This is a genomic window from Streptomyces sp. NPDC005899 (assembly GCF_040629645.1).
In the GTDB taxonomy this organism is placed as follows: Bacteria; Actinomycetota; Actinomycetes; order Streptomycetales; family Streptomycetaceae; genus Streptomyces.
Genome location: NZ_JBEXWB010000164.1, coordinates 1 through 13638, shown reverse-complemented (window position 1 = coordinate 13638; position 13638 = coordinate 1). Strand labels below are relative to the sequence as shown.

Annotated in this window: 9 protein-coding genes and 1 pseudogene; 4 read left to right on the top strand and 6 right to left on the bottom strand. The window is 65.7% G+C overall.

Annotated elements, in window-relative coordinates:
• Positions 1-77: pseudogene (locus tag ABZ371_RS19090) on the bottom strand (transcriptional repressor); the annotation flags it as partial.
• Positions 74-1195, bottom strand: a complete 1122-nt coding sequence (locus tag ABZ371_RS19085; RefSeq protein WP_358680777.1) for a three-Cys-motif partner protein TcmP — start codon at positions 1193-1195, stop codon at positions 74-76. The pseudogene ABZ371_RS19090 and the gene ABZ371_RS19085, both read right to left, overlap by 4 nt.
• A 1170-nt stretch (positions 1196-2365) precedes the next feature.
• On the opposite strand from ABZ371_RS19085, the gene ABZ371_RS19080 reads away from it, so the two are divergent.
• The 3 genes from ABZ371_RS19080 (at position 2366) to ABZ371_RS19070 (ending at position 7916) form a co-directional block, all read left to right on the top strand.
• Positions 2366-5638, top strand: a complete 3273-nt coding sequence (locus ABZ371_RS19080; RefSeq protein ID WP_358680775.1) for an RHS repeat-associated core domain-containing protein — start codon at positions 2366-2368, stop codon at positions 5636-5638.
• 519 nt (positions 5639-6157) lie between these two features.
• A protein-coding gene (locus ABZ371_RS19075) for an IS3 family transposase (protein ID WP_358680773.1) occupies positions 6158-7362 on the top strand; the annotation gives its coding sequence in 2 pieces (ribosomal slippage) (positions 6158-6449 and positions 6449-7362; 1206 coding nt in all).
• Positions 7363-7679: 317 nt separating this feature from the next.
• The gene (locus tag ABZ371_RS19070) at positions 7680-7916 is read left to right on the top strand and encodes a DciA family protein (RefSeq protein ID WP_358680770.1); all 237 of its coding nucleotides are present in this window, start codon (positions 7680-7682) and stop codon (positions 7914-7916) included.
• 217 nt (positions 7917-8133) lie between these two features.
• On the opposite strand, the gene ABZ371_RS19065 is transcribed toward ABZ371_RS19070, so the two are convergent.
• Positions 8134-8352: a hypothetical protein gene (locus tag ABZ371_RS19065; protein WP_358680767.1), complete on the bottom strand. Its 219-nt coding sequence runs from the start codon at positions 8350-8352 to the stop codon at positions 8134-8136.
• Positions 8353-8495: 143 nt separating this feature from the next.
• Between ABZ371_RS19065 and ABZ371_RS19060 the strand changes: the two genes are divergently transcribed.
• Positions 8496-11402 (top strand): NACHT domain-containing protein, encoded by a 2907-nt coding sequence (locus ABZ371_RS19060; protein WP_358680780.1) that lies wholly within the window; start codon positions 8496-8498, stop codon positions 11400-11402.
• A gap of 92 nt (positions 11403-11494) precedes the next feature.
• Here the strand turns inward: ABZ371_RS19060 and ABZ371_RS19055 are convergent, their stop codons facing one another.
• The 3 genes from ABZ371_RS19055 to ABZ371_RS19045 form a co-directional block, all read right to left on the bottom strand.
• Positions 11495-12400 (bottom strand): DUF4231 domain-containing protein, encoded by a 906-nt coding sequence (locus ABZ371_RS19055; protein ID WP_358680765.1) that lies wholly within the window; start codon positions 12398-12400, stop codon positions 11495-11497.
• A gap of 4 nt (positions 12401-12404) precedes the next feature.
• Positions 12405-12719 carry a hypothetical protein gene (locus tag ABZ371_RS19050; RefSeq protein WP_358680762.1) on the bottom strand — a complete coding sequence of 105 codons (315 nt, stop codon included), beginning with the start codon at positions 12717-12719 and terminating at the stop codon, positions 12405-12407.
• Positions 12720-12967: 248 nt separating this feature from the next.
• The coding region (locus ABZ371_RS19045) for an IS3 family transposase (RefSeq protein ID WP_358680759.1) at positions 12968-13638 on the bottom strand (671 nt) is incomplete at its 5' end.

Here is a 13638-nt window from a genome sequence, read left to right as displayed (position 1 = left end):
AGTGTGTCGACGGCCTCCAGGACGAGCTGGCGCTGAGGCGTCAGCCGGTAGCCGCGCTGCCGAAGATCGGTGGTCAGGACCTCACAGGGGCCGCCAGACCCACCACACTCTTAGTGGTCAGCTTTCCGGTGGACTGGACGATCAAAGAGCCGTCCTGGCGCATTACCCGGGCCGCCTTGAGGGCGTGGGTGGACATCCAGCGGCTGGTCTCGGTCAGCAGCCACCGGCCCACCGCTTCCACTGTGACGTCACCGCGCGCCAGGCGCTGGGTGACGAGCTCTACGAGCTCGGGATCGAGGGTCTCCTCCATCTGGAACAGGTCGATCTGCCCGGTGACCGCGCTGCCGCGCGTGCGCGGATCACGGAAGCTCTCACCGTCGCGGTCATCCACCTTCCACATCGCGTCCTTCATCGCCCGCAGGCCGGCGTCGCTTCCGGTGCCGAAGACTAGATAGAGCGGCTGCCCGGTACGCGGCACGAGCTGGAACTGCAGCTGATAGCCGAACCCGGCCCGTTTCAGGGCGTTGCGGTAGGTACCCAGCCATGCTCGCCACCGTTCGTCAGACCGAGCTTCTTCGGCCGCCGGCATCCAGAAGCCGCGGCCGCCGAAGACCGTGTCAAGAAGGTCCGCGTTCAGCTCCTCGCGACGGCTGAACCAGTTCGGTCCGAAGGTCGTGATCACCTCACTGGACCGGTTGCGGGCGATCCGGGCCATCACCTCCAGCGGAACGTTCACGCTGCCCCAGCTGTCGAAGATCCCGAGAATCGGATTGCCCCACGCGCCGAGCTCGGTCAGGACCGGCAGGCTGTCCTTCCCGGCCTCACCACGCCGCACCTCCACCCGTACCGGCAGATCCTCCAGCGGGCCGAACACCGCGACCAACTCGGACACCAGGTGCTCGTAGCGCGCCGGATCCCGCTCGATGAACACCAGATGCACCCGGCTACGGCTCAAGTTCATCCGCTCAGCCGCGTGATGGTTCAGCAGCCGGTCCAGAATGAACACCGGCGAGCCGGGTTCCCCGCCCTCGTACCGTCCGGGGCCGGCAAACGCGTCCAGCAGCGTCACCCGCGGGAAGGCGTACCCCGTGCGCTGATTGGTCTGCAGCAGGATCGGCCACCACGCGTCCAGGTACCGCTGATACAGCCTGTGCTTGGCTGCGGTCGCCGGCTCCAGCTTCCACAACACCCCCATGGTGCCCTCCCCGTTCACCGAAACCGCTAGTGGCGTGATTGTCCGATAACGCGCTGTGATGCGAAAGGGGGCGGTTCGAGCCTCCCGGCGTCGCCGCCGACGACTTCCCCGCCGCAGCCCGGCCCGGCGGTCGGTCTCCGACACCGGGGCGGGTCCGGCTCTCGACAACCCGGCGGGTTCTCGACCCGCGCACCATGTGGCAGGCACGCCGCCTGCCGCGGCCTCCGGCCCAGGGGTGGACCCCCAGACCGCGTGGCGGCCCGCCTGACCCGCCACCCCGACGAAAGCGCCTACGCCCCCACCCACCTGGGCGACACACGTGCATGAGCCACGCCGTCGATGCTTCCCAGCCGGGTGTGGCCGATCCAGCCAACTCCCGCAGACGTACGAGGGAGGGCGATCGCCGACGGCGATGATCAGGAGCCACGCTGGTTGTTGCGGATGGCGGCGCCGAGAGCGATGCCGAAGGTGATCGCTGCGATGGTCCAGGCGCCCATGAAGATGAGGATGCTGTGGAGGCTAGGCATGGCGGAATCCTCGTTCAACGACGACAGAGGGCTGAATGTGCGGGCCCCGTGTGCCCCCTCTCGGTCAGTTCATTCCTATGACATAGACCACGAGAGAGCGTTCGACCTTCATAAATATGCCATCAAGTGCACTCTATCTGTGTTTCCAAAGTCCGCCTCCCCTTCCCTTTGGGATCTCGGCGGCGAGTGCAACTCAAATCCTTATAACTACCTTGAGTTACATCGATCACCTTGTGTGATTATTGTGGTGAATGGGAGATTCCAGTGAAAGGGGAGGGTGACGATGCGTGTGCGCACCAGTTCGGTGCGTTCACTCATCGTGGGGGTTGTTTGTATGTATGGCTCCGGTATGCGGAGACGATCGGTGCAGGCAGGCCTGTCTATAGCGATTGCTGCAGCGGTTACGGCGTGGGGGATGACGCCGGCCGTAGCGGCGGCGCCTGATGGGCCGTCGCAGCTGGTGGCGTTAACGGACAGTGTCACGCCGTACGTGACGGCTAAGGTGACCGCACCCTCCGGCAGCGGGCGCGTGACGGCGAAGTTTTACGCCGGTACCTATGCTGCTGGTGGGGTCAACGACCTCGCCGACGGTACGGAAGTGACCGTCAGTTCAGGCGAGGTGGCACGGCTAAAACTGCCGGCGATGCGAATCGCCACACAGTTCCAGTGGCAGGTCAAAGCCTGTATCGACGACGCATGCTCGGACCTCAGCCCGCTGCAGTCCACGAGGGTGAGCCCGGCTGTCGGCTCCGGCGCTCGCCCCGGTGCGACCCGCCTGAGCTTCGCGGTCTCCGATCATGCCGGCGCACAGGTCGATGTGGGCTCCGGGAACCTCCTGATCACGACGAACGATCTCTCTCTGCCCGGCATTAACGGGAGCACCGGGTTGGGGCTGTCCTACAACAGTGCTGCCATTGGTACGGATGCCACGTCGGCGGAGTCCCCGGCCGGTTACGGCTGGCGCCTGACCCCGTACGACGTTGCCCTGAAGGTACGAGGCGAAGGCTCGGTCACCTACTACGGCCAAGGCGGCATTGTCGGCCTCTTCGTGAAGAACGGCACAGGCTTCACGACGCCGGGCGGATTCAGGGCTGACTTGAAGAAGAACGACGATGACACCTACACGCTGACCGACCACGGTTCCCAGGTGAAGCAGGTCTTCAGCAGCGCGGGAAAGCTGACGAAGATCACCGACCGCAACGGCAACAACACCACTCTCTCCTACAACGGCGGCATGCCCGCCACGATCGTCTCCACCAAGGGGACCCAGAGTCAGCGGACGGCTGTCTATTCTTCCGCGGACGGACGCGTCACGACGTTGACCCAGACGGGTTCGGACGGGAAGAAGCGCACCGTCACCTACACCGTCGACGGCACCGGTGACCTCACCACGATCAAGGACACACTCGACCGCACCACCAGCTTCGGCTACTCCGCCCACAAGTTGGTCTCAGTGACCAACCCCGGAGGCGCTGTCACGCGCTTCACCCAAGGCAACGTCGGTGTCACCGCCATCACGCAGGAGAACAAGGCGCCCGGCTCACCCGGTGACTCGACCACACGCCTGTCGTACGCCGACTCCGCCAAGACAGTGCTGGCCGCGCCCAACACCGACCAGTCCAAGGCGATCACCGCGGTGCCGCACACCACCTACGAACTGACCGACGACAAAACAGCGCGCGTCAGTAAGGTGACGGACGCCGAGGGCAGGGAACGCTCCAAGACGTACACCGCGAATTTCGACACCGCCTCGTCCACCGAGGGCTCCGGAGCCACGGCGGGCACCACCACGAACACTTTCGGCGCAAACGACGGCGAGTCGCTGACCAAGACGGAGTCGGCTTCAGGCGCCTCCTTCTCCGCCGCGTACGGGAACACGGCCGCAGGCACGAAGTACGCACCGTCCGAGTCGACCGACAGCCAGTCGAACAAGTCGACGTACTCCTACAACGGAGCCGGCAACCTGGCCTCGTCCACGAACGCGGAAGCGGCCGAGGCGAAGGTCGACTACAACGACGACGGCACCGTCAAGACGTCCACCGACCCCGGCAACAGCACGGACACCACCTACACATACGACACCGACAAGCAGCTGACCAAGGTCGAACCGGCCGGCGGCACGCTGAAGTTCCAGACGTACACCTACGACACCTTCGGGCGCATGGCCACCGCCAAGGACGGCCGCGGCACCATCACCACCTACACCTACGACGACGCCGACCGCATCCACAAGGTCGACTACTCCGACACCACCCCCGACGTCAGCTACACCTACGACGACTTCGGCCGGACCAAAACCCGCAGCGACGCCTCCGGCACCACCACCTACGGCTACGACGACCTCGGCGCCATGACCGCCCGCACCTCCACCGCAGGCGGCGGTACCTTGTCGTACACCTACGACAAGAACGGCAACCGCCTCACCACCACCGACGCCCGCGGCACCACCCATTACGCCTACGACGACGCCAACAAATTGACCCAGGTCATCACCGACGGACCCACCAGCAAGACGAAGATCGGCTTCAACTATGACGACCGGGGCCGGCGCACCGACACCTACTACGGAACCAACGACAGCCTGAGCACCTTCAAGGCCCGCGTCCACCAGGACTACGACAGCTCCGGTCGCGTCAGCCGTGTCTGGGCCGACCAGGGACCAGCCACCGACCCCACCCGCCAGTTCGACGTCACCTACTGCCGCTCCACCGGATCCACCACCTCCTGCTCAGCCGAGAAGGCCGACGACCGGCAGCTGATTCAGTGGAGTAAGGACAATCTTTCGGGCAAGACCACCCAGTACGACTACGACACGGCCAACCGTCTGACGGAGGTCGCGACCGACGGGGGTGGCAAGACGTACACCTACACCTACGACGCCCGCGGCAACCGGAAGACATCAACAGACGGCACCACCGACCAGTCCCTCAGTTACGACGCCGCCAACCAGATCACCACCACCGGCTACACGTACGACGAACGCGGCGGCCTCACCAAAACCCCCAAACTCTCCGCGCTCACCTACGACGCAGCCGGCCGCATGGCTACCGCCACAACCGCCAGCGGAACCGGCCGATACACCTACGCCGGCACCGACGCCACCGAACTCACCCGCCAGGTCAGTGACAAGGGCGAAACGGTCAACTACGTATACGGGGCCCCCGACCAGTACGGGATGCCTGTAATCGAACAGGTCGGGCTCGAGGACGGCACCGCCTACATCGACCACGACCCCACCACCGGCCAGCCGCTTTCCATTCGGGCGGTATCCGGCAACGAGGCGTACTACATCATGGACGGCATCGGGAACCCGGTCCAGTTCATCAATCAGTTCACCGTTCAGTCCACCATCTACGAGTACGACCCCTACGGGGTCGTGGACACCACGAAACAAACCGGCGGCGCCGGCACCCAGAATCCCTACCGGTTTGTCGGCGGCACCTACGACCGCACCACCGGCTACGTGAAATTCGGCCAGCGCTGGTACGACCCCACCACCGGCCGCTTCACCACTCAGGACGCATTCAGCTTCCTCGCTAACCCCGCACGAGGTAACCGGTACGCCTACGCCGGGGCCGACCCCGTCAACAACATGGACCCACTCGGACAGTGGTCCTACAGCATCAGCGGCGAGGCCTGCTTCTGGGTGTGTCTCGGTGGGGGATGGCAGAAAGACAGCGAGGGAAACTCGAGCAAGTTCATCAACATCGGCGTCGGTCTGCCCGGCGTCTCCGGAGGTATGGAAGGGGGTACCGGCGATGCGAGCACCGGTCCCTCAGCATATGGGAAATGCTCCTACGGATTCGGCAGCATCGGCGGCCAACTCCAACAGGGAGGAAGTATCTCCGGGAGCGCAGGACTGGGCACCTATGCCTCCACCGGTACCTGCTCGGGCGGGCTGCAAGTAGCGTTCTAGAATCCACCATCAGTTGATCGGAGACGAGTAGCCATGGACGCCAAAACGGTTTTTGTAGGGTCATTCCTCGTGATCGGTGGACTCGCTCTCATCTTCGCCCGAACGTTTTTTTCAAGGCGAGTACGGGACCAGCAAGGGACATTCGGGGAAGCGAATTCTCGTCATCCTAGGGCAACGAGTTTCGCACCGGCGGCCGTCGGCCTCTTCATGCTCATGGGCGGAGTTCTGCTCTTCGCTGGTGTTTTCACGGCGGAATGATGCGATCGATACGCACCGTACCTGCGTGAGTCGTGGTGTGTCCCTTCTCCCATGAGACGGGACACACCACACTTTCCGCTTCACTGTGGCTTCAGGAGTGGCCCTGTTGAGGCGGAAGACAGCGACGTCGTCGGTGTGGCGCCCGGCGTTCAGCCTGTGAGTTTCCTTGATGAACCGATCAATGTGGACGGCTGGGGGCCTTGACCCCTGATGTTGGACACACGAGACACTGGATCCTGCGGATCTGAGAACGGACATCTCGTGGTCATGAAGAACTACCCGCCGCAGTTCAAGGCGGACGCGGTCGCGCTGTACGAGTCGCGGCCGGAAGCGACGATCAGGTCGGTCGCAGCCGATCTAGGGATCAACCCGGAGACACTGCGGAACTGGGTGAGGGCAGCAGGGGTGAGCCGTCCCCGAGGACGGCGGACGCAGGAGCCGGCCCAGCCGCCGGCCCCGCTGGAAGCGGAGAACGCCGCCTTGCGGAAGAAGGTCCGTGAGCTGGAGGAGGAACGCGAGATCCTACGCAAAGCGGCGAAGTATTTCGCCGGGGAGACGCGCTGGTGAACCGCTTCCAGTGCGTCGCCGACCTCCAGCGCCGTCACGGCGTGAAGCGGCTCTGCAGCATCCTCGGCGTCAGCCGCTCGAGCTTCTACTACTGGCGGCGGACGGCAGCGGACCGGGCCGCCCGGCAGGTGAACGACGCCCGCCTCGCCGCCCGGATACGGGCGGTGCACCAGGAATCGGACGGCACCTACGGAGCCCCGAGGATCACCGCCGAGCTCCGCGAGGAGAACGGTGTCGCGGTCAACCACAAGCGCGTCGCCAGGATCATGCGGGCGTCCGGGATCGAAGGGGTCCGGTTGCGTCGCCGGCACCGCACCACCGTCCCCGACCCGGCAGTGGCCAAGGCGCCGGACCTGATCGGCCGCGACTTCACCGCCGACAGGCCGAACACGAAGTACGTCGGTGACATCACCTACCTGCCCCTCGATGGCGGGAAGTTCTGCTACCTGGCGACCGTCATCGACCTCGCCTCACGCCGTCTGGCCGGCTGGGCGATCGCCGGCCACATGCGCGCGGACCTCGTCACCGACGCCCTGGCCGCGGCGATCCGAACCCGCGGCAGTCTCGCCGGATCGATCATGCATACCGACCACGGAGCTCAGTACACGAGCAGGATTTTCGCCGAAGCCTGCAGGTCAGCAGGGGTTCAGCAAAGCATGAGCGCGGTCGGATCCAGCGCGGACAACGCACTCGCCGAGTCCTTCAACGCGACCTTCAAACGCGAGACCCTGCAAGGACGAAAGAGCTGGCCGACCGAGCGCGAGGCCCGACTCGACGCCTTCCGATGGCTCCACCGCTACAACACCCGCCGCCGACACTCCCACCTCGGACAACGATCACCGATCGCCTTCGAAAACGCCCTCCACCTCACACCAACTACGCTGGCACAAGCCGCATAACCCGTGTTCAGCATTCGGGGTCAAGGCCCTGGGTCTGGTGGTGGCAGGTTCCCGATCAGTGCGAAGGGTCCTTCCACGCCGAGCCGGTCATTGTTCTGCCGATGTGGCCTTCGGCGCTGAGGGTCAGACTCCGGCTGCCGGGAGCGGAACAGTGTTGGAGGGCCAGGGACGTAGATCGGGAACGGGATCGCCGAGCGAGGCAGCCACACCCTGTTCGCCACGTGCACCCGAACGCGAGTCTCTAGACCTCGGAGCGGCGCTCGGGGCGCTGGTGACCGAGCGGGCCCGCCCCCGACCTCGCCGAGCATGTCGCTGCTGTGTCGTATGACCCGGTCTCCGGCCAGCTCACCGTGTGCCCGGAGACATCAGACTGGGCCACCCAGGCCCGGCTGGAGCAGACCCGGGTCATCGCAGCCGCCAATAGGACGGCGGGCCGCACTGTCGTGAGCTCCCTACGGATCCTGCTACCTGGCGCCGCGTCCGTGCCAAGTCCGGCTGACGCTGGCCCGGCAGGCCCGTCCCCGGCCGCGCCCACCGGCCTGACGAAAGACTAGGGAGACAGCGTGCGAGGGTTACCGGCGGGCGCTTGAGGCGCATCTGGCCAGCCGGAAGACGACGGTGGCGGACCCGATGATTCAGGAAGCGTGTCGGCGACAGATCCCGAAGCAAGCGCGCGAGCCGGAGGAACTGTTCGACGGGTGCCAGGCGGTAGCCGAGCTCCAGGCCAAGGCCACCGGTCGGCCTCGACATGACTCACCGCGGTTCATGGCCTCATCGGTTGCTCATCGTGCTGATCCCCATCGCGAGCAGTGCGGTGAGCAGGGTGAGGGTGCCGCCGAAGGTGACGCCTGCGCGCAGCAGGCTCGCAGGTAGAGAGGCCCCATCGGTGCGCGCCAGAAAGCCGGCACCGACTGCGGTCAGGAGTGCGAGGAGGACGGCGGAAAGCAGGGCGAGGGCGAGGAAAGTCAGTGCGGTCAGTGAGAGTGACATGTGGTTCTTCCGTTCCGTGAGGTGTGCGGATGGAAGGAAGATGGCGTAACGGGCGTTCGTTTGTATTCGGTTGGACGAAGATGAACGCGTCGATACCAGAGGCCGGGGCCGGTCTGAAGGGGAAAGGGCGGGTGGGCGGGGGCATGCGGGATGGTCTGGACGCGCTGAAGGAACAGCTGCGGCAGTTGCGAGCTGAGCGACGGCTGTCAATGTCCGGGCTGGAGCTACAGGCAGGCCTAGGTCATACGACTGCCAGCAGGGCGCTGAACGGTCCCACAGTGCCAAGCGAGGCCACTGTGGTAGCGCTGGCCCGCGCACTGGGCGCCGATGCTCGCTCGCTGCTGGAGCTGCGTCGCAGTGCTCTACCGCCCAGGCCGGCCCCGGCCGAGGCCGCAGACAGGGGAGGAACAGCGGGGGGCCTGGACGGGCCGTTCGAGGAGCGCTACCGGCGGTATGTGGAGCAGCGGCATGGGCAGTTGTCCGTGGCCGGACTGGACCTTTCCCGGCCGGACAGGGCGGCCTGGCCGCTGGATGCTTCCTATCTCAGCCTGGAACTCGCTCCTCCGGCCCCTGGGAGGGGGGACACTCTTCGCCCGGACTCCGGGATGAGCACGGTGCCCGACCCCACGGTGGAAGTGCGGGCCGAGCGTGCTGAACAGGCGTTGGCCGGCCGACGGCGAACGCTGGTGCGCGGACTGGCCGGCGGAGGTAAGACCACCTTGCTGCAGTGGCTCGCCCTTGCCACCGCCCGCCAGTGCCTGCCGGTCGATTTGGCCCACCTCCACGGCTGTCTGCCCTTCGTCCTGCCGTTACGCACCTTGGTACGCAACGGCAGGCTGCCCGGACCGGACGAGTACCTGGCCGCGGTCGGATGCCCACTGCACGGCGCGCAGCCACCCGGCTGGGCGGACCGAGTGCTGGCTGACGGGCGGGCATTTCTGCTCATCGATGGCCTGGACGAGATCCCCCAAGCCAAGCGGGCGCAAGCCCGGCAATGGCTGCGTGAGCTGCTCGCTGCCTACCCGCAGGTCGCCTGTCTGGTGACCACCCGGCCCTCTGCAGTCCCTGAGGGGTGGCTGGCGGATTACGAGTTCACTGAGCTGACGATCCGGCCGATGAACGCCCGCGACGTGGCTGTCTTCGTCACACGCTGGCACACCGCAGCCGCCGCCGGCGTCGCTACCGCCCAGGAACGCGAACACCTGGTCTCATTGCAGGAGGCGTTGAAGGACGGGGTGCGCTCCCAGCGCGACCTGGCCCGGCTGACCACCACTCCACTGCTGTGTGCCCTGGTATGCGCGCTGCACCGTGACCGGCGCGGCCACCTTCCCCACGGCCGCATGGAACTCTACGAAGCGGCCCTCTCGATGCTGCTGGTCCGCCGTGACCGTGAACGCGACATCGACGCTCCGGAAGGCCTCGTGCTCACCGAGCACCAGAACATCCAGCTGCTGCAACGCCTGGCCTACTGGCTCATCCGCAATGGCCAGGCCGAGATGGACCACGACACCGCTCACAGCCTCATTGGCGAGGCTCTGCCCGCCATGCCGCACCTCGCCCACCAGGGTGACGCCGCCGAAGTACTCGCCCACCTGCTGGCACGCTCCGGCCTGCTCCGCACCCCCGCCCTCGACACCATCGACTTCATCCACCGCACCTTCCAGGACTACCTCGGCGCCAAAGCCGCCCTTGAAGCCCGGGACATCCCCCTACTGGTCAGCCACGCCCACGACGACCAATGGGAAGACGTCCTACGCATGGCGGTCGCCCACGCCCGCCCCCACGAACGCACTACCCTGCTCCGCCGCCTCATCACCCGAGGTGACCGCACCCCTAAACACCGCACGCGCCTGCATCTCCTCGCCACCGCCTGCCTCGAGCAGGCCACAGAACTCGACCCCGGCGTACGCCAAGAAGTTGAGCAACGCGCCGCCGCGCTTCTGCCCCCGCGCAGTTACGAGGAGGCCAGGACCCTGGCTGCGGTGGGGCCGGTCATCCTCGACGTACTCCCCGGTCCTGACGGCCTCGATGCGGATGAAGTGGAAGCGGTCCTGAACACCGCCGCGCTCATCGGCGGCGATGCTGCTTTTGCCGTGATGAAGAAGTTCCGCACCAACGACCTGGCACCGTGGGCTTTGACGAACGCTTGGAACCGTTTCGACACCCACGACTACGCCCGGGAAATCCTTACCCACATGGTCGATATGCGGGGAGTAGTCATCCGATCTCCCGACCAGCTGGAGGCCCTACAGAGCCTGCGCGCTCCTGCCTTTGTCAGCTTTGTTGGAGAGTTCTCAGAGGCCGCCATTATGTCCTTGTCCGCGTCAGGGGGCGTCCGAACTCTCACCATCCACAGAAACCCGACTCTGCGGAAGCTGGACTTCCTTCACCCCTACATGGAACTGGAAAGGCTCGAGCTGGTCGAGTGCGCGAACGTCACCGACTTGACGCACCTTGCTGAAGCATCGCTTCAAGCCATCGCATTACGCAAGTGCGGAGCGGCATGTATCAACAATCTCAAAGCCTTGACCGGGCTCCAGAGCCTCAGCCTCGACCTGGAGCTGCCGCACCAGCATGTCGCAGAACTACCCGTCAGCGCGGACCTCACCACCCTGGCCCTCGGCCCGGCCGCCTGCACGCATCTCACCCTGCACGGCATTACCCGCTGGGCCAACCTCACCAGAGTGGACCTGTCCGGCCCTGTCAGAGACTTCTCTCAGATAGTGGGCCTGCCCAAGCTGCGTGACCTTATTCTGACAGACAGTGCTGGTCTCTCCATGATCGAAGAACTCCCACCGGCCCCGCAGATCACCGAACTCTGGTTGGGGACCTGGGACCGCGACGACGACCTCACGCTCGTTCCCGCCAAACTCCCCAACCTCCAAGTACTGACCATCTCAACTTACGGCGCTTGTCGACGTGTAGACCTGACTCCGCTGCGCGGCATGCCCGGTCTCAAAATCCATATCCATGCGGCAACCGAGGTCATCGGTGCCGAATATTTTCCGCCCAGTAGCGTTATCCGAAAGCCTCGACCTCGCGCGCAATGATTCTCCGAGTGAAATGCGGCCCCGGACATCGCTTCGTCCGCAAGGACCGAGCACGGAGAAGGCCAGCGGCAGGCAGGGGGCTGAAGCCTGGGTCAGGCCATCGGTGGCTGGCTGGACGGGGCAGCCTGGTCTGCGGGCTGGTCCAGCTGCTGCTGGCGGCGGCGCTGCTCATTGCGGTGGTCCTCGACGCGCTGAGTGAAAAGCTTCAGCGCCTCGTCCTCCCGGCCGGGGCCGTACTCGCTGTACGGCCCGATGCCGAGCCGGACGGCGTTGGCCTCCTCCTCGATGGCGTCGGCGGTCTGCTGGAGGAAGTAGCTGCGCTCGCGGAACTTGTAGTAGCCGGTGAACATCGCGGCCACCGTGATGGCGAAGCTGATGACGGTCAGGGTGACGCTCTGCCAGGACAGCTCCTTGCCGGTGTCCAGGGCCGCGATCGTGGTCGTGGAGGCCGAACCGATCATGATGAGGGTCTGCAGACCGTTGTGGATCGCCCGGTACTTCCGGCTGTCAGCCTGGTACTGCTCGATCGCGGCCGTGACTTCCTCGCGGTAGAGCTTGCGCCGGTCGTCCAGGTCGGGGTTGTTCTTGACCTTCTGCTTCCACTGCGATTCCTGCGTGGAGGCGAGATGCGCCTCCAGGCGCTGGCGGCTGGACACCTTCCGCCCGGCGAAGCGGACGCCGAACAACGCCAGCAGGGACATCAGGAGCAGGCTGCCGCAGATCAGGTCGCCCACGACGAACCGCGCCGGATCGCCTGTGGTGACCCAGGCGAGGCCCGTTCCGATGACCGCGGCGAGTAAGGACAGCCAACTGATGACCGCCCCGGCGTGCCAGATGCGGTCCAGTCGGCGCCGCCGGGCAAGTTGCTCCTGGGCGTCGATGACGAGGTTGGTGGTCACCACGTAGATCCGTTCGTCGGCGTCCCGCTGTCGGGCGAGGATCAAGTCGTTCGCGTCCTGGATTCGGCGGGGCGCGTCGTCGTCGAAGTCCCGTGCCACGGGCTCAGCGGGCGAACGCGTCGGTGAGGCGCACGCGGTAGCCGTCCTCTTCCATCAGTACGACGCTGGCGCCGAACGGGTCGGGTAGGTCCAGCTCAATCGGGGTGAAGGCGCATTTCACGGCGGTCTGGATCGGCGGGACCAGCTCCTGCGCGGGGGCCGGCCTCCGGTCGGGGACGACCGGTGCCCAGCCTTCAGGGCTGCGGGACAGGAGCTGCTCGGTGAAGGGCAGCTGGTGCAGCACGGGTCTACTGCTCAGCGAGGCGGTGTACGTCTCCTTCACGACGCCGACCAGTCCGTTCCACATCTGCGCGTCCACGGAGGCCCCCGTATCTCGACTGTTCGTGATCACAAGCGACCCTGCCACGGGGAGTGATGCGGTGTCAGGGGAATGTTTGGCCCGTCCCTTCAGGCGGCGGGTGATGGCCGGTTGGAAGGGGAGCGCCGCCAGACAGTGCCGTGTGGCGTGAATCACATTAAGTGTCGGGAAAATGAGTGCCGGATCAGCTCTCTCCCACCGCAGGTAGGTGAACAGACTGGGCCTTGACCCCGAATGCTGAACACGGGTTATGCGGCTTGTGCCAGCGTAGTTGGTGTGAGGTGGAGGGCGTTTTCGAAGGCGATCGGTGATCGTTGTCCGAGGTGGGAGTGTCGGCGTCGGGTGTTGTAGCGGTGGAGCCATCGGAAGGCGTCGAGTCGGGCCTCGCGCTCGGTCGGCCAGCTCTTTCGTCCTTGCAGGGTCTCGCGTTTGAACGTCGCGTTGAAGGACTCGGCGAGCGCGTTGTCCGCGCTGGATCCGACCGCGCTCATGCTTTGCTGAACCCCTGCTGACCTGCAAGCTTCGGCGAAAATCCTGCTCGTGTACTGAGCTCCGTGGTCTGTATGCATGATCGATCCGGCGAGACTGCCGCGGGTGCGGATCGCCGCGGCCAGGGCGTCGGTGACGAGGTCCGCGCGCATGTGGCCGGCGATCGCCCAGCCCGCCAGACGGCGTGAGGCGAGGTCGATGACGGTCGCCAGGTAGCAGAACTTCCCGCCCTCGAGGGGCAGGTAGGTGATGTCACCGACGTACTTCGTGTTCGGCCTGTCCGCGGTGAAGACGCGGCCGATCAGGTCCGGCGCCTTGGCCACTGCCGGGTCAGAGACGGTGGTGCGGTGCCGGCGACGCAACCGGACCCCTTCGATCCCGGACGCCCGCATGATCCTGGCGACGCGCTTGTGGTTGACCGCGACACCGT